General features: G+C 49.0%; 13 protein-coding genes. All 13 read left to right on the forward strand.

What is annotated here, in order from left to right; genetic code table 11:
- The first annotated feature begins 115 nt into the window (after positions 1–115).
- On the forward strand, positions 116–253 hold the full coding sequence (locus BMW65_RS24190; RefSeq protein ID WP_177181119.1) for a hypothetical protein: 138 nt from the start codon (positions 116–118) through the stop codon (positions 251–253).
- A 32-nt stretch (positions 254–285) separates the two neighbouring features.
- On the forward strand, positions 286–759 hold the full coding sequence (locus BMW65_RS13160; RefSeq protein WP_090606047.1) for a hypothetical protein: 474 nt from the start codon (positions 286–288) through the stop codon (positions 757–759).
- A 109-nt stretch (positions 760–868) separates the two neighbouring features.
- Entirely contained in the window at positions 869–1,435 is a 567-nt protein-coding gene (locus BMW65_RS13165; protein WP_090606048.1) for a hypothetical protein, read from the forward strand.
- A 95-nt stretch (positions 1,436–1,530) separates the two neighbouring features.
- Positions 1,531–2,070 carry a dihydrofolate reductase family protein gene (locus tag BMW65_RS13170; RefSeq protein ID WP_090606050.1) on the forward strand — a complete coding sequence of 180 codons (540 nt, stop codon included), beginning with the start codon at positions 1,531–1,533 and terminating at the stop codon, positions 2,068–2,070.
- 13 nt (positions 2,071–2,083) lie between these two features.
- Entirely contained in the window at positions 2,084–2,353 is a 270-nt protein-coding gene (locus tag BMW65_RS13175) for a hypothetical protein (RefSeq protein ID WP_143053880.1), read from the forward strand.
- 164 nt (positions 2,354–2,517) lie between these two features.
- A complete protein-coding gene (locus BMW65_RS13180) occupies positions 2,518–4,149 on the forward strand; it encodes a DUF6377 domain-containing protein (RefSeq protein ID WP_090606053.1) in 1,632 nt (543 codons plus the stop codon).
- Between the two features lie 238 nt (positions 4,150–4,387).
- Positions 4,388–7,378, forward strand: coding sequence for a SusC/RagA family TonB-linked outer membrane protein (locus tag BMW65_RS13185; protein WP_090606054.1), 2,991 nt, complete (start codon positions 4,388–4,390; stop codon positions 7,376–7,378).
- A 14-nt stretch (positions 7,379–7,392) separates the two neighbouring features.
- Positions 7,393–8,913 (forward strand): RagB/SusD family nutrient uptake outer membrane protein, encoded by a 1,521-nt coding sequence (locus BMW65_RS13190; RefSeq protein ID WP_090606056.1) that lies wholly within the window; start codon positions 7,393–7,395, stop codon positions 8,911–8,913.
- A gap of 20 nt (positions 8,914–8,933) precedes the next feature.
- Positions 8,934–10,439 carry a glycoside hydrolase family 30 protein gene (locus BMW65_RS13195; protein ID WP_090606057.1) on the forward strand — a complete coding sequence of 502 codons (1,506 nt, stop codon included), beginning with the start codon at positions 8,934–8,936 and terminating at the stop codon, positions 10,437–10,439.
- Positions 10,440–10,451: 12 nt separating this feature from the next.
- The gene (locus tag BMW65_RS13200; protein WP_090606059.1) at positions 10,452–11,786 is read left to right on the forward strand and encodes a DUF5125 domain-containing protein; all 1,335 of its coding nucleotides are present in this window, start codon (positions 10,452–10,454) and stop codon (positions 11,784–11,786) included.
- A gap of 135 nt (positions 11,787–11,921) precedes the next feature.
- On the forward strand, positions 11,922–14,723 hold the full coding sequence (gene uvrA, locus BMW65_RS13205) for an excinuclease ABC subunit UvrA (RefSeq protein WP_090606478.1): 2,802 nt from the start codon (positions 11,922–11,924) through the stop codon (positions 14,721–14,723).
- A gap of 319 nt (positions 14,724–15,042) precedes the next feature.
- A complete protein-coding gene (locus tag BMW65_RS13210) occupies positions 15,043–16,881 on the forward strand; it encodes a gamma-glutamyltransferase family protein (protein ID WP_218145409.1) in 1,839 nt (612 codons plus the stop codon).
- A gap of 82 nt (positions 16,882–16,963) precedes the next feature.
- Positions 16,964–17,551: an RNA polymerase sigma factor gene (locus BMW65_RS13215; RefSeq protein WP_090606062.1), complete on the forward strand. Its 588-nt coding sequence runs from the start codon at positions 16,964–16,966 to the stop codon at positions 17,549–17,551.

The raw sequence follows: 17,551 nt of genomic DNA on the forward strand, positions 1-17,551 counted from the left end.
TATTCTTTAGTTCATTATAAAGATAATAAGGAGGGACGATGTGGCCGCCATTTTTATTGAACGCGATTATAATTCCCGATTTTTATGTAAGTTTGAATTATTTGCTGTATATAGCATGACATTGACCAAAATAGGCGACCGGTATAGCCAAACGTTGAACACGGTCATTGAAGAGCTCAGCGCGAGAAATCCATATCATAGCATATTGGTCACCTATGCGAAACTGCTATTTACGTTCCATTACAACATCTGATGCGACCAAAATAACTACAATTAAACACGATAATGTTTACTATCACATCATATCAGGAATACGCTAAAGACTTCGGCATCCGGCTTAAAAGCTACGAAGGAATACTTATGTATGTAGACAACGGAGCCGAAATACCCGAACAGGTGCTTTTCATTCCCGTATCAATCAACCGGAAGAAAACCATGATGGAGGCTGTCCAAGAAATCCTGGCATCAGAGAGGCAAACAGCCTATGAGCTTTATTTTCAGGCAGTCAAATGGATAATGCCCGATGCCGGCAAAAAGCTTCGTCAGCTTAAACACATCGACATAAATTATAACCATAGGACAGCCATGAAACTCGTATTCGGAAAATTTACGTTTACTGATAAACCAATAGACTTGGACGTCAAAGAGGATGAGACCGAATATGGTATCACATTGGCAATTGATGGGCAAATATATTCAATCCAAGTTCGCGATTTACCCTTTTCATATGGTTACCATAAATTTTTTGAGCGTTTATAGGCTTATTCGAAGTTTGGCCTTAATCCATCGGAAAAACATGAACTATACTATGCGAATCATCCTTCCGTAATAGATGTTAAGAAAATAAAGCGCTATTATTCGAATTGCAATGTCAGTTATTAAAGACGTAAATAGGTGTGTATATCGTTTCTACCCTAAGAACCTGTCGCTCTATGATGAAGGTTATTACAAATCGCAGGAGTACTTAGACAGAAGAGCAATGGTTGACGAAGCATTTCATCAAAATGCTGGATGGATATCATTCAAAGCACTAATAGAAGAAATAATGATAGACAGATCATCCCCAAAGGCCGACTATTCTTTTGGCGGAGGGATGACATCCTATCATTTAAGTATAGATCCAAAAGCTTTTGGACTCGACTCAGAAAGGAATATGCTGGTATTTACGGTTTTAATCAGTGTTATTTCGGATTTCTGGGCGTTCAGGTTTATGGAAAAAACTTCAGACGGATGGTCAGCAAGATACACCACAAAAAACGAAACGGAGGAAGCCCTTGTCCGGGCTGTTTCAGGCTTGGTTAAAAAATGCTTCCCTGAGCATGAAAAGCTTCCAGAAGGAATACATCAACTGACCGTCAATGATGTGTATATGCGCTATGCCGAAGAGTCTGGTGCCACGGTATTTGAATTGCTATTCACCGACCATGACAATTGATATGGGAATCTGGTGCTGATCATTCCGGGCGAGGAATTTTTTATTATTACAATAGGAATTTCACCAATGTACGGTATTTATTCAAGGAAAATTAAATGCGAAAAGTAATTTTAGGATTGGCCGTGACCTTGGATGGTTACATCGAAGGGCCTAATGGAGAGTATGACTGGTGCTTTACCGATCAGGACTATGGGTTGAATGAGTTTTTCTCTCGTATAGATGCTGTCTTCATCGGAAGAAAGAGCTACGAGATTGCGCAGGCATATGCAGCAGGGAATAATGGACAACTTGTGCCCGGCATGCCACCCGTGGAAACGTATGTCTTTTCCAGGACATTGGAAAAAGTAAAAGACGGTGCAGTGCTTATATCGGACAATGGTATGGCTGAAGCACGTAAAATCAAAGAACTGCCCGGCAAAGACATTTGGTTGTATGGTGGCGCATCACTGACCGACGCCTTAATGAAGGATGGACTGGTGGATGAATTGTGGATGTCCGTGCACCCCATACTGCTCGGCAGCGGCAAACCGCTGTTTCGCCCACAAGATAGCCGCACCCAGCTTATTCTCCTTGAAAGCAAAACTTACGAAACCGGGCTTGTATCGCTCAGGTATCAAATTGATATATATCGGTAAAAACAAAGACGACATGAATCACACATTACGAATCGCCCTTCTAATTGTAATCATCTTTATCATATTGGGCCCGAGTTTGTACAGTCTGTTTTACTCCGAACACCTGGTATTCGGCTTTCCGCTCACTTACTTGACCTACAATTCTTTTTCGGGCAGTTCAGGGGATGCCTTTACCTATGGCCTGATACCCGTAAACTTGCTGATTGATGTGGTAATTGGATTGGGTTCGATTATTCTTGTAGTATGGGTGGCCCCAAAGTGCTTCGCACTGTTGGGAAAATAAAGATTGGCGTTTAGGTTTATGGAGAAAACACCGGGACACCTCAAAAAAATTTGGCGCCGGAAACCCTTTTTTTGTGATATCAGTAGAGACGTTTTAGTTCGGCGCAGTCTGGTGGCCTTTTATCTCATGCACGTATAAACCCTTTTTTATGTACTTTTGTAAGGATGAAGCCCAGGCCCGCTTTGTTTCTGTTGCTCCTGATAGCCCTGGCTGCTGCCTATCCCGCTAAGGCGGCCGACTCTATCCTCATGCAGCTCCAGCAAGTCATGCGCAACAGGGAATTGTATGAAACCATCAAAGAAAACAAAATAGCCGCCCTCAAGCAACAACACGTGCTACATGGTGGGCAAGACTTCGCCAAGCAATACGAGATAAACCTGCAGCTCATCGAGGCTTACAAAAAATACAAGGCGGATTCTGCTATTTTCTATGCCAAGCAAAACCAACAAATTGCTGAAACACTGGACAACCCGCTTTTCAAAGATGAAACAGCTATTCAATTAGCTTGGTTGTACTCTTCTGGCGGGCTTTATATCGAATCAGAAGAACTGCTGGAGGGAATCGACCGCACGTCTTTGGCGGTTCGGCTGTTGCCTGATTATTATGAAACCTACCTTTCGTTCTGCAGCCACTATGGACAGAGCAATGGCAACAATACCTACTACCAAAAAAGCGAACAGTACCGCGATTCGTTATTGACAGTGCTGGACACGGCCTCGCTGAAGTACCACATCACGGCAGCTACCCGTGTCCTCTACCAAGGTCACCAAAAACAGGCCGAAGAGATGCTGCTGGCATTGCTTGAGCAAACCGACGACCGCCATCCCGAACGGGCGCTGATTACTTATCTGCTCGGCGTGATCAGCAAAAACGAAGGCAATATTGATCGGCAACTGCATTACTTTGCCCTGTCGGCCATTACCGATATGATCAATGCTATCAAGGACAATGCCTCGCTCCAAAGCCTGGCACTCACCTTCTATGACATGGGCGATATTGCGCAAGCTTATCAATATATGGAGGCTGCCGTCAACGATGCCATTTTTTGCAACATGCGGTACCGCACGGTGGAAAGCACTACCTATTATCCCATTATCAATGCCTCATTCAGGACACTCGAACAGGAGCAAAAGGCCAAACTACGCCTATCCCTTATACTTATCAGCCTCCTTTCCGTTGGCCTCATTATGGGTATCGTCTATAGCTATTTGCAAATGAAACGATTGGCGAAAACGCGCAAAGCGCTATATGACACCAACCAGCAGCTCAGCCAGCTAAACCAAGCGCTTCAAAAAGCCAATGACAATCTCTTTGAGGCAAACCACATCAAAGAAGAATATATTGCCCACTTTTTCGACATCTGCTCAGCTAATATTGAAAAGCTTGAAGATTACCGCAAGTCGCTGCACAAAAAAGCGGTAAACAACCAATATGACGCGTTGCTCAAAGAACTAAAATCAACCGACCTCGCTGAAAACGAACTGGTCGAATTATACCATAATTTTGATACCATCTTCCTCAACCTCTACCCCACATTTGTGTCCGAATTCAATGGCCTGCTCTTGGCCGATGAACACATCCTGCCCAAGCCCGGTGAATTGCTCAATACGGAGCTCCGGATTTTCGCGCTTGTCCGATTGGGCATCACAGACAGCGTTAAAATCGCCAGTTTTTTGCGCTATTCCCTGCGAACCGTTTACAACTACCGTACTAAAATAAGGCATAAAGCGGCTGCGTCACGCGAGGAATTTGAGGCACAGGTAAGGCAAATCGGTACCTTACGGCAGATATCCTAAGCTGAATGGCCTGCACAAATGTTACTTTTTCGGTGTTTTTGAAAACAACAAGCATTTGATTATAAACAAGATACGTGTTTATACGTTTTACTTTTTCCCCTCACATACCTGGTATAGGTGAGTTTCCGCGGGCAATGCTAACTAATTTTGTCTTTGCGTAAGCGAAGGCTGCTTATGCCCGATGGTTAGGATAGCCAATTAAAAACCCAATTTAATAACCTGTATAAATATCAATGATATGGAGCTTTTTTTTATGCAACTGAAAAGGGGTATCTTCCCTGTTTTTCTACTATTTACCTGGCTCATCGCCTCGCCAAGTCTTGCGCAGACGAATCTGCGCATTACGGGCACGGTGACTGATGCCAGCAACAGGGAACCCATGTTTGGCGTATCTGTGTCCCAAAAAGGGACTTCAAATGGTACGACAACCGATGACAACGGCCAATTTGTACTCAACAGCGTGCCCGAAGGGGCCATCATCGTTATCTCTTTTATTGGCTACGATCCGGTAGAACTGCCGGCAAGCAGCAACCCGATAACCATACAACTGAATCCTTCGCTGAACATGCTGGAAGATGTGGTGGTGATAGGCTACGGCTCGGTGAGGCGGAAGGATGTCACTACCGCCATTTCCAGCGTATCGATGGATGACCTCAACGAGCGCCCCATCGTGTCGGCAGCACAAGCCATTCAGGGAAGGGCCGCTGGTGTTTCTGTGATCCAGCCAAATGGCGCTCCGGGAGGCGAGACATCCATACGTATCCGTGGGACGACGTCATTCAACGGCAGCAACGATCCGCTTTATGTGGTAGATGGCGTACCGGTAGATAACATCAACTTTCTCTCCCCGCAGGATATCGCCGATATGCAAATCTTGAAAGATGCTTCCTCTGCAGCTATCTATGGCTCCCGTGCTGCCAACGGAGTGGTACTCATCACCACCAAAAGGGGTGCCGAGGGTGGCGCAAAAATCGCATTCAATGCGCAGGCTACCCAAAACCGGGTAACTAATGAAATCGAGCCACTAAACACCGCCCAATACCGCGAGCTGCAGAACGAAATCGGCTTGGTGAGCCTTCCTGACGGCCTCACTGACCAAACGAACTGGTTTGATGAAGCTTACACCACGGGCCATATCCAAAACTACCAAGTATCTATTTCCGACGGTACGGAAAAGCTGAAGTATTTCCTCTCAGGCGGATACCTCGATGAGAAAGGCGTACTATCCTCGGCTTTCTATAAACGCTATAACTTCCGTGCCAATATCGATAATCAGGTGCGCGATTGGTTGAACATCAGTGCGAATGTCTCGTATTCGGACTACAACAACAACGGGATCATATCGGGTACAGGGGCTAACCGTGGGGGTGTCGTGCTATCCGTGATTAATACACCCACTTACGCTCCCATCTGGGATCCGGAAAATCCGGCTCAGTATTACAACAACTTCTACGGGATAGGCAACATTACTAGCCCGCTGGAAAATATGGCCCGCAGCAAAAACAACAAAGCCCGGGAAAACAGGTTGCTCGCCTCGGGCCACGCTACACTGACATTCATACCCGAGCTGCGACTCAAATCGTCATTCACCATGGATCGCCGCAACGCCGTGAGTACGTCTTTTCTGGACCCCATCTCCACGGCCTGGGGCCGCAACCAATATGGCGAAGGCTCGGACAACCGCAATATGAATACGGTGCTGACGTGGGACAACGTGCTGACGTATACCAAGAGCATCGACCTGCATAATATCGAGGCCATGGGCGGCACATCATGGACGCAATCCGAATACACCAATAACTGGATCAGCGGGTCGCACTACCGCAATGACCTCATTCCCACCTTAAATGCCGCAAATAAAATCGCCTGGAATGGCACAGGTTCTGGCGGGTCAGAATGGGGCATCATGTCCTACTTCGGCCGTGCATCGTACAACTTCGACAGCCGCTACCTCATCACAGCCAATCTCCGCGTAGACGGATCCTCTAAGCTGCATCCCGATCACCGCTGGGGTGTATTCCCATCAGTGTCTGCCGCATGGCGCTTGTCTTCCGAGCCGTTCATGGAAGATGTTGACTGGTTGAACGACCTGAAAATCCGCGGTGGCTGGGGACAAACCGGTAACCAGTCCGGCATCGGCGATTATGCGTACCTACAACGCTACAACATCAACCGCATTGAATGGTTCGTCGAGGGGCAGGAGAATGCCGTGCCCTCCATCTCCCAAGCCAACTTGCGCACTCCGGATCTGACCTGGGAGACCACTACGCAGACCAACATCGGTATTGACTTCATGGCGCTCAGGAATCGGCTGACCGTCAACCTGGATTACTATTACAAGCGCACCACAGACATGCTGATGTATGTATCGCTACCTGCCGGTGCCGCAGCGGCCAACTCCATCGTGCGCAATGAAGGGGTGATGACCAACCGGGGGTTTGAGGTGATGGTAAGCAGCCAAAACTTCCGCGACGGGGATTTCCGCTGGGATACGGACTTCAACATCTCCTTCAACCGCAATAAGCTGGAGAGCCTCGAATTGCAACAAATCTATAGTACGGCTACCACCAGTGAGGTGGTAAACGAAGCCGTGGTGCGCAATGAGCCGGGCAGGGCGTTGAGCGGATTCTATGGTTATATCAGCGATGGCGTGGATCCGGAGACCGGTGAATTGATGTATCGCGACCTAAATGATGATGGCCGTCTTTCTTCATCAGATCGTACCTACATTGGCAATCCCAACCCGGATTTTACCTTCGGCCTCACCAACACGCTTTCATACAAAAATTTCAACCTGAGCATCTTTTTGCAAGGGTCTTATGGCAACGACATCTACAACGCCTCGCGCATGGAAACCGAAGGTATGTATGATGGCAAAAACCAGTCGACCCGCGTACTTGATCGTTGGCGCATACCCGGTCAGATCACCGGTGTACCCAAAGCAGGATTTGACATCCGCAACTCTACCTACTTCATTGAAGATGGCAGCTACCTGCGGGTGAAAAATGTGGCGTTGTCCTATAACATCACCGGCAACCTGCTCACGCGGTGGGGTATCAATCGCTTACAACCTTATGTATCGACATCCAACCTACTCACGTGGACCAGCTACTCCGGTATGGATCCGGAAGTAAACCAATGGGGAAATAACGGCGCCGTGCAAGGGATAGACTGGGGCACATACCCCCAAAACCGCTCATTTGTAGTAGGGATTAATGTGGAATTTTAAAAAACGATAGACCAATGAATACCAAGTATATATATCCAATAGCGCTGAGCAGCTTCCTGTTTTTGGTGAGTTCCTGCTCCTTGATCTTCGACCCGATAGACACTTATTCTGACGTGACGGAAGGCGTCAACGAAGAAGGCGACGAAGTGGTTTTCCGTGACAAGGCTGCCGTAGAGGGCCATTTGGTGACGCTCTACAACCAAATGAGGGACCGCCAGGAACACTGGTACCTTGATTTGCTGCTGATTGCCGATGCTCACGCGGATAACGCATATGGCGGCACCACGGGTGCCGAAGTAATACCGTTTGAAAACAACGCCATTGAAGGCTCCAACTCGGTGATCAACCGTGACTGGAACCGGTATCTTGAAGATATCGCCCGCGCAAACCGACTCATCGTGAACATTGATGATGTACAGGACGCAACGCTGACCACCGCTGAGCGCGAACGGTATAAAGCCGAGGCCAAGATTTTCAGGGCGATGATTCTGTTTGACATGGTACGTTTATGGGGATCAATCCCTGTCATCACCACCGAGGCGGAAGACATCACCTCAGAGACCATCGGGGATGTGTATGGCGACTATTTCCCTTCACAGGCTACCGAGGAAGAGGCCTATCGCCAAATCGAGCAGGACTTATTGGACGCACTGGCAGCCGCACCGGATAATAACCCGTCAGACAAAACACGCTTTTCCAAATCGGTTGCCAAAGCATTGCTGGCCAAAGTGTATGCTGAAAAACCTATCCGCGATTACAGCAAGGTCATCCAATATGCTGATGAACTGGCCGCCGATGGCTTTGACCTCGTAAGTGATTACAGTGACCTTTTTGGCATGAACGCCAGCAATACCGATACCAAGATGCGCAATACGCAGGAATCTATCCTGGAAGCGCAATTCTTCTCCGGCGGTGGCAACTGGGTGACGTGGATGTTTGGCCGCGACCTGACCAACTGGAATAGCAACTTCACTTGGGCAAAATGGGTGACACCCTCACGCGACCTCATCCGTGCCTTCCAAAACGAGGGTGACGAGGTGCGCTATCAAGAGGCTATCGTATACTATGAAACCAGCTGGAGCAACTATTATCCGTCAAACAACTACCCCTTCATGTACAAATGCCGTTCGGCATTCAGCAACATCATCAAATACCGGTATGCCGATATCTTGCTGCTCAAGGCAGAGGCATTGATTCAGGGCGGAGGCGACCTGGCTGCAGCCGCGGATATCATAGACCGTATCCGCCAGCGTGCGGGTGGACTGCCCCGGCTAAGCAGCTCAGTGAGGGCAAGCAAGGATGCCATGCTGGATGCCCTCTTGAAAGAACGCCGCTTGGAGCTGGCTTTCGAAGGGCAGCGCTGGTTTGACCTCGTCCGGCTGGATAAGGTGGAAGAGGTGATGAATGCTGTATTTGCCAATGACTCGGGGAGAAGGCCGCAAGCCTATCCGTTTACGGAAACTTCGTATCGCATGCCCATTCCGCAGGCTGTACTGGATCAGAATCCCAATTTAGTTCAAAACCCCGGCTATTAATCCGATAAAATAGTTGTTCTATGCAAGTATTAACGTTATTGAAGCGAATTTTCACCACGGCAGTTGCTTTTGGCGTGATTGTCTCCGCATGCAGCTCAGACAAAGTCGATGAGCCACAACAGCCTCACGAACCGGATGAACCGGAGGTAAGGGGCGACGTGGCCATTTACGTCACCACAGCCAACTTGTCGCATGATTTGGCCAAACAGGCCGTAGACTTCAGCACGTCATCCAACATGTCGCCGACGACCATCACGCTCAACCCCGCTGAGCGCTACCAAACGATGGATGGATTTGGTGCGGCCGTCACCGGCTCCACCAGCTACAACCTCATGCAGATGACGGCCGAGGACCGCGCGAGATTCCTTAAAGAGACCTTTTCTGAATCCGAGGGCTATGGTCATAGTTACATCCGCATTGCCATCGGCTGCTCGGATTTTTCGCTCAGCGAGTATTCCTTATGCGACAATCCGGGCATCGAAAATTTTGCCATGCAAAGCGAGGAACGGGACTACATCATTCCGATACTTAAGGAAATTCTGGCCATTAATCCATCGATCAAGATCATTGGGTCGCCTTGGACACCGCCCCGTTGGATGAAGGTAAATAACCTCACGGACCGGCAGCCCCACAACTCGTGGACCAGCGGACAACTCAACCCGGCCTATTATCAGGATTATGGGCGCTACTTCGTCAAATGGATACAAGCGCTTGAGGCCGAAGGGATCCCCATCTACGCCGTAACGCCACAAAACGAGCCGCTCAACCGGGGTAACTCCGCCTCCTTGTTTATGGGCTGGGCGGAGCAACAGACGTTTATCAAAGAAGCGCTCGGGCCGCAGCTGCGCACCGCTGGTCTGGAGACCAAAATCTATGTCTTCGACCACAACTACAATTACGACAACATGGCCGACCAATATGACTACCCCGTCAAGATATATGAAGATGAAGAAGCGGCTTCCTTCGTGGCGGGGGCAGCCTATCACAACTATGGCGGCAATCGCCAGGAATTGTTGGATATCCACCAGCAGCGGCCTGATAAGGAGCTGATTTTCACTGAAACATCCATCGGCACGTGGAACGACGGCCAAAACCTGCCTACGCGGCTGATGGGCGACATGGAAGAAGTGGCCCTTGGAACGGTAAACAACTGGTGCCGGGCGGTCATCGTGTGGAACCTCATGCTTGATAGCGACCGGGGTCCCAACCGCGATGGTGGATGCCAAACTTGCTATGGTGCCGTAGACATCAATAAAAATGATTACAAAGCCATCCGCAGAAACTCGCATTACTACATCATCAGCCACCTGTCATCGGTGGTGAAACCGGGCGCAACACGCATCGGCACCAGCGGCTACACCGCAGCAGGGGTCACCTATGCCGCTTTCGAAAATCCCGATGGCAGCTATGCGGCAGTACTGCTCAACAACACAAATGAAATAAAACGTATTACGCTTGCTGATGGCACCAATCATTTTAGCTATGAGGTGCCGGCCAAGTCTGTAGTTTCTTATCGTTGGAATTAGACCTGTAAAACCATGAAAACACCCGTAATAATCCTATTAGTCCTCTCAGGCTTCATGACGATGAATGCCTGCAAAAAAGAAGAACAGAAAGCTCCTGGAAATCCCGTAATAAACACCAAAACGGAATTTTCCTCAGCCTATTTCGGCGACAGCCTCCAATTTACCGTAGGCGTATCGGATGATGCCCGTATACCGCTTTCAACGCTGAAGGCTCGCTTGTATTACAGCGACGAGCTGGTATCCGAAACCGTCATCCGCACGAAGGAAGAGGGCGACTACTCCGGCAAAATTTTTGTGCCTTACCACGCCAACGTGGCCAATGGTACCGCCACCCTCAAACTGGCCCTGCAAAACATCAACTTTACCATCCGTGAAGAAACGTATGAATTGCCACTCGAACGTCCGGATTACCCGTACCTTACGCTGGTGGCCGAAGACACCGAATACCGTATGGAACGTACAGGACTGTACACGTATGCTGCCGCTACCACCTTTCCAGCCAAAGTAAATGGGTATATCAAGACACCAGCATATGGCGACAATGGCAATGAGCTGACATTTGGTTGGGAGGAAAATGCCGTCAAAGAGGGTAGTACCAACAATATTCCGTTTTCCAATGCGTTCTCGGGCGATTATACCATTACGTTCAACACCTTGAATTACGAAGCAGCGCCATTTATCATCGCCTATGCCATCAACCAAACGGTGATGGACCGGGTAGACGACAACACATACCGTGTAGACCTGGCGCTGAATCATGAAGAGCAGGTGGTTATCGATGGTTTTGATGATTTGGATGCTTGGTGGATCGATCCAGATTACTTCGCGCGGGATGCCTCGGGCAATCTCTTGTTCCAGCCAAAGGCGGGCAACTATCGAATAACAGCCGATTTTAATCATGAATATTTCATTGTAGAAGCACTCAACGGTGCTGACTTGGCCACGCTGCAAGCCGATGGATCCGGTGCGGCATGGATCATCGGTGAAGGCATCGGAAAGCCTGCTGTAGCAACGAACGCCGTAGGCTGGACCACCGAAAAAGCACTCTGCATGGCTCCCATAGCAGACAAGATTTACCAAATAACGGTAGTCGCCGGTACCACCGTGTCTGCTGATAACATCAATTTCAAATTTTTCCACCAAAAAGGGTGGGGCGGGGAATTTACCAACGCAGCGCTCAGCACCACCAGCGATCTCATTTTCGTCGGTGATGGCAGCAATGGTCGTGATCCGGGCAACCTTGGCATTACGGAAGGGCAGACACTGGAGGCTGGTGCCACTTATGTGTTTACGCTCGACCTTACGCAGGGCAGCGACCAAGGCGTATTGACGGTCGAAAAGAAATAACAGTATTGGCCCCTCCCGTATTTACACTTCGCTGTGATGCTTCTCACATCACAGCGAAGTGTTGATACTAAAAAAATTATCTGTACTTTTGTATTCTTCCGCGCGGAACACCGGGCGGACTGGTTTTATCCGTATATGAATACAGCAATAGCAACGCTCGATCCCAAAACCCATATCATCATCAAAGGCGCACGTGTACACAACCTAAAAAATGTGGACGTGGCCATCCCCAAAAACAAACTCGTGGTCATCACGGGCATGTCTGGCTCGGGCAAATCATCACTCGCCTTCGATACGCTCTACGCGGAAGGCCAACGCCGCTATGTGGAAAGCCTTTCGTCTTATGCCCGGCAGTTTATGGGTCGCATGAGCAAGCCTGAAGTAGACTATATCAAGGGTATCGCTCCCGCCATCGCCATCGAACAGCGGGTGATTACGAGCAATCCCCGCTCTACGGTAGGCACCTCTACGGAAATCTATGACTACCTGAAGCTGCTCTATGCCCGTATTGGTAAGACATACTCCCCAATATCCGGCAAAGAGGTAAAAAAAGATACGGTAACGTCCGTCACCAGCTTCGTCACCGCTTTACCCGAGGGCACGGTGACAACCGTGAGCGCCCCCCTGCACCCCAGCAACAACCGTAAACTCAAAGAGGAGCTGGCCATCCTGCTCCAAAAGGGTTTTGTACGCGTGATTTACAAGGAAAGCATACAAAAGATAGAATCCTTACTGGAAGACACGGGTATCGAAAACCTGACAGCCAAAGCCAATGACTTATCCATTGTCATCGACCGTATCGCCGTCGACGGCGAAGAAGATACCGCCAGCCGCATTGCCGATTCCGTGCAGACGGCTTTTTTTGAAGGAAAGGGCGACTGTTACATTGAGGCAAATGGCACAATTTATACGTTTTCAGATCGTTTTGAACTGGACGGCATGACGTTTGAGGAACCATCGCCTAATTTCTTCAGTTTCAACAACCCCTACGGTGCCTGCAAGCGCTGCGAAGGCTATGGCCGCATCATCGGCATTGATCCGGATTTGGTGATTCCGGATAAGAGCCGATCGGTATACGATGGCGCCATCGCCCCGTGGCGGGGTGAAAAAATGGGCCAATGGTTGCAACAGCTGACTCGCAATTCCATCAAATTCGACTTCCCTATCCATCGCGCTTATCGAGACCTTACCGATGCACAAAGGGAATTATTATGGACGGGCAATCGCTATTTTGAGGGATTGAATCGCTTCTTCGAAGAACTTGAAGAGCAAACCTACAAAATCCAGTACCGGGTCATGCTCTCGCGCTACCGTGGCAAAACCAACTGCCCGGAATGCAAGGGTACACGCCTGCGGAAGGATGCCACCTATGTAAAAATAAATGGAAGGTCTATTTCCGATGTGGTATTGATGCCTTTGGATACCGCACTGGCTTTCTTCCAAGGGCTCAGCTTATCGGAAAACGAAGCCAAAATTGCACAGCGCCTGCTCACCGAAATCTGCAATCGGCTTCAGTTTCTCACGGATGTTGGATTGAGCTACCTGACACTGAACCGTCTGTCAAACACGCTATCAGGTGGCGAATCGCAGCGCATCAACTTGGCTACCTCGCTCGGAAGCTCACTGGTGGGCTCCATCTATGTACTGGATGAGCCTAGTATTGGCCTGCACCCCCGTGATACCCAGCGTCTCATCGGTGTGCTCAAGTCGCTTCGCAATGTGGGTAATACGGTATTGGTGGTGGAGCATGAGCAAGAGATGATGCAAGCCGCGGATTACCTCATTGACATCGGCCCCGAAGCCGGAGTGAATGGAGGCCACCTCATATTCAATGGTACCTATGAGGAAATCCTGCATGATCCGCATAGCCTTACCGGCAAGTACTTGAGTGGCAAGGAACATATCCCTGTGCCTACTAGCCGTCGCAAATGGCATGATGCGATATTTGTCAAAGGTGCACGCGAAAACAACCTCAAAGGGATAGACGTGCGCTTTCCGCTGAACGTATTTACCGTGGTGACGGGGGTATCCGGCTCGGGCAAGACTTCGCTGGTGAAGCGTATTTTATACCCAGCGTTACAAAAGGCTCTTGGCAATTATTCAGGCGAGCAAACCGGCCTATATGACGGTATCGAGGGCGATATCCAACGGCTGGAACATGTCGAGCTGGTAGACCAAAACCCCATCGGCCGCTCATCACGATCCAACCCCGTCACGTATGTCAAAGCTTGGGACGAAATACGTACATTATACAGCTCACAAGCCGCTGCCAAAGCCGCAGGCCTCAAGCCGGCAGCCTTTTCCTTCAATGTGGAGGGTGGCCGTTGCGACGTATGCCAAGGCGAAGGCGAAGTCAAAATCGAGATGCAATTTATGGCCGATATTATCCTTCCCTGTGAGGCTTGTGGAGGCAAGCGCTTTAAGCAGCATGTACTGGACGTCGTATGGAAGGAAAAAAATGTTTCCGACATCCTGGATCTCAGTGTGGATGAAGCTTTAGCGTTTTTTGCAGATCAGCCCAAAATCTTGAATAAGCTACAGCCACTGGCCGACGTAGGCCTCGGCTATGTAAAGTTGGGCCAGTCGTCAAGTACACTCTCTGGTGGAGAAGCCCAGCGCATTAAATTGGCTTCGTTCCTCATCAAGGGCAACAACAGCAAAAATACCTTGTTCATTTTTGACGAGCCGACTACCGGACTGCATTTCCATGACATCAAAAAACTGCTCAAATCCTTCGATGCTCTTATTGCACAAGGCAATAGCATCCTCGTCATTGAGCACAATATGGATATGATCAAAAGTGCCGACTGGGTGATTGATATCGGTCCGGAAGGCGGTGAGAAAGGTGGAGATCTCATCTTTGAAGGAACACCCGAGGATATGGTGAAGACTGCTGATACCCAAACCGCACAGTTTTTAAAAAGCTACATCAAGTAAATTAACTGCAAATCGCTTGATTTTTCGCTTAATTTTAGGTCAATCGGCTTAAAATTAAGTGAAAAATCAAGCGTTCATTCACTAAATTTCCTACCTAACCAACTATTTACATTTCGTTGTTGCCATTTTTAACGGATAAATCCTACCTTTAAAAACTGAGTAATATCTTGCACCATTGTTTATAGAATATTGTCATTAAACCAGCTATTTAATAAAAAATATGAAACGTTGTCTACTGTTGACTTTGCTATGTTTTTCCTTTTTAGGTACAATTATAGGCCAACCCACACAAAAACCCCCTTTACACGGCAAACATTGGATGGCTGTCACCGGCAAACCTTTGGCTGCTACGGCAGGTGCCTTGGTTTTTGAACGGGGCGGCAATGCGGTGGATGCCGCATGTGCCATGCTGGCTGCCACCTGTACCATGTGGGATGTGCTGAGCTGGGGCGGTGAAACGCAGGCCCTCATCTACAATCCCAATACCGGCAAGGTGATTGCTATTAATGCATTGGGCGTAGCACCAACCGGCGCAACACCGGAATTTTTCAAAGGAAAAGGGTACAACTTCCCACCGGAATACGGCCCATTAGCCGCAGTCACACCGGGTACGCCGGGTGGCATCTGCCACATGCTGGCCGCATATGGCAAACTGAGCCTCAAAGAGGTGCTGGCTCCCGCCATGGACATGGCCGCCGGATACCCCATTGACGCACAGACGGCCAACAGCATGGAGCGTGGCAAAGAACGCATCAAGCAATGGCCTTATAGTAAGGCTGTCTTCCTGCCTCACTTGGGTGAAGAACGGGAAGCTCCCGAACCCGGCGAAATCTTCGTACAAAAAGACCTATTGGCCACCCTTCAAAAGATGGTAGATGCGGAGCAGGAGGCGCTCAAACAGGGCAAATCACGCAAAGAAGCCATCATGGCGGCATATGACCGTTTCTACAAGGGTGACATCGCTAAAGAAATCGTGCGTGGAAGCCAAGAGCAGGGTGGGCTTTTCACCATGGAAGATCTGGCTAACTGGAAGCCTATCGAAGAAGAGCCCTTGATGACCAATTATAAGGGTATCGACGTATATAAATTACAGGAATGGACACAGGGCCCTTCGTTATTGCAAGCGTTGAACATTCTGGAAAACTTCGACCTGAAATCAATGGGCTACAATTCGGCCGAGTATATTCATACAGTATACCAAAGCATGAACCTCGCATTTGCAGACCGGGATTTTTATTACGGTGACCCGTATTTTACACCGCGATCCCCTATACAGGGACTGCTAAACAAGGAATATGCAAAGGAGCGTGCAAAGCTGATCGATCCGCTTCGCAACCTTTCCAACCCCTTGCCGGGCGACCCATATCCATATGAGGGCAAGACGAATCCATTCACGGCGCTGTTAGCTCAGCGCCAGAAACTCTTGGCCGACACCTCCGGTTTGAATGAGTTAGAAAATTTTGTGCCCAAACATGATGCTACGGGCGCATTAGTCGACGCATTGGAATTTGATTACGCAACCGCAACGAATACGGATAGCTTGTACAATGACCGCCTACTGCGCGGCACCACCAGTGTGGAAGCTGCAGATGCCGAAGGGTGGGTGGTTTCCATCACGCCAAGCGGCGGATGGTTACCGGCATGCATCGCTGGCAATACAGGTATCGGTATGAGCCAACGGATGCAAAGCTTCGTGCTCGACTCCATCATCGACCCTTTTAATGTAGTGACTCCCGGCAAACGCCCACGGGTCACACTCACACCGTCCATGGCACTGAAGGAAGGCCAGCCCTATCTTTCTTTCGCCGTACAAGGTGGCGATACACAAGAGCAGAATCTTTTGCAGTTTTTCCTCAACATGGTAGAGTTTGACATGACCGTCCAGCAAGCTACTGAAGCGGCCAACGTCAACAGCAACCAACTGTGGCTTTCGCTTGGGGGTACGCAATTTAAAGACCGTATGCCGCGGCCCGGCAGCATCTTGCTGAACCGTACGACATCGCAAGACGTGGCGGATAAACTGAAAACCATGGGTTATACGGTGCAGCAAGGCAATCGGACAAGTGGCCCCATCAATGCCATCTTTATCGACAAGGCCCACGGTTCGCTTTGGGGGGGAAGCAGCAACAATGGTGAAGATTATGGAATAGGCTGGTAAATCTCGGCTTACGTTTGCTTCTTTTTACAACAATTTTATAGTAGGTTTGTATCTAGGTTAACACAGTTATAAACTTACGCTGATGTCTTTTGTTGATTCTTCGACCATACGACGCTTGATGGCTGGGGATGAAGCGGCTTTTCGCTTGATCTATGAGTTGCACAGCGAACAGGTATATCAACTGGCCTTCCGCTTCTTGAAGGATGCCGCCTGGAGTGAGGAAATCGTGCAGGATGTCTTCCTTAAGCTTTGGCTAAACAGAAATGGGCTGGATGAACAGGGCAATATGTGGCGCTATCTGTATGTGATCGCCAAGCGGCTATGCCTAAATAAATTGAGGGAAATCCGCAAATCAGCTATCCTATTTGACCAGCTGATACAGGGCATGGAGGCCGCGAAAGATGAGGTAGAAGAGCAATTGATGGCCGAAGAATTGGAAGGGTACGCCCAGCAATTAATAGCTAGCCTCCCCAAGCAACAACAATTGATATTTAAACTAAGCCGCGTAGACGGATTGTCCCATAAAGAAATCGCAGTCCAACTGGGCCTCTCTCCCAATACCGTAAAAAATCACATGGTGCAGGCACTCAAACGGCTGAAACTTGCGCTCCATCAATCTGGACACGTATATTTTTTAGCCTTGATTTTCAGTATTTTGATGCGAAAATAA

The sequence above is a fragment of the Parapedobacter koreensis genome, assembly GCF_900109365.1.
Classification (GTDB): Bacteria; Bacteroidota; Bacteroidia; order Sphingobacteriales; family Sphingobacteriaceae; genus Parapedobacter; species Parapedobacter koreensis.

What these genes read in the sequence shown, in the direction of transcription:
- BMW65_RS24190 (WP_177181119.1), top strand. Translation starts at nt 116, where the DNA reads ATGACATTGACCAAAATAGGCGACCGGTATAGCCAAACGTTGAACACG.
- BMW65_RS13160 (WP_090606047.1), top strand. Translation starts at nt 286, where the DNA reads ATGTTTACTATCACATCATATCAGGAATACGCTAAAGACTTCGGCATC.
- BMW65_RS13165 (WP_090606048.1), top strand. Translation starts at nt 869, where the DNA reads ATGTCAGTTATTAAAGACGTAAATAGGTGTGTATATCGTTTCTACCCT.
- BMW65_RS13170 (WP_090606050.1), top strand. Translation starts at nt 1,531, where the DNA reads ATGCGAAAAGTAATTTTAGGATTGGCCGTGACCTTGGATGGTTACATC.
- BMW65_RS13175 (WP_143053880.1), top strand. Translation starts at nt 2,084, where the DNA reads ATGAATCACACATTACGAATCGCCCTTCTAATTGTAATCATCTTTATC.
- BMW65_RS13180 (WP_090606053.1), top strand. Translation starts at nt 2,518, where the DNA reads ATGAAGCCCAGGCCCGCTTTGTTTCTGTTGCTCCTGATAGCCCTGGCT.
- BMW65_RS13185 (WP_090606054.1), top strand. Translation starts at nt 4,388, where the DNA reads ATGGAGCTTTTTTTTATGCAACTGAAAAGGGGTATCTTCCCTGTTTTT.
- BMW65_RS13190 (WP_090606056.1), top strand. Translation starts at nt 7,393, where the DNA reads ATGAATACCAAGTATATATATCCAATAGCGCTGAGCAGCTTCCTGTTT.
- BMW65_RS13195 (WP_090606057.1), top strand. Translation starts at nt 8,934, where the DNA reads ATGCAAGTATTAACGTTATTGAAGCGAATTTTCACCACGGCAGTTGCT.
- BMW65_RS13200 (WP_090606059.1), top strand. Translation starts at nt 10,452, where the DNA reads ATGAAAACACCCGTAATAATCCTATTAGTCCTCTCAGGCTTCATGACG.
- uvrA (WP_090606478.1), top strand. Translation starts at nt 11,922, where the DNA reads ATGAATACAGCAATAGCAACGCTCGATCCCAAAACCCATATCATCATC.
- BMW65_RS13210 (WP_218145409.1), top strand. Translation starts at nt 15,043, where the DNA reads ATGGCTGTCACCGGCAAACCTTTGGCTGCTACGGCAGGTGCCTTGGTT.
- BMW65_RS13215 (WP_090606062.1), top strand. Translation starts at nt 16,964, where the DNA reads ATGTCTTTTGTTGATTCTTCGACCATACGACGCTTGATGGCTGGGGAT.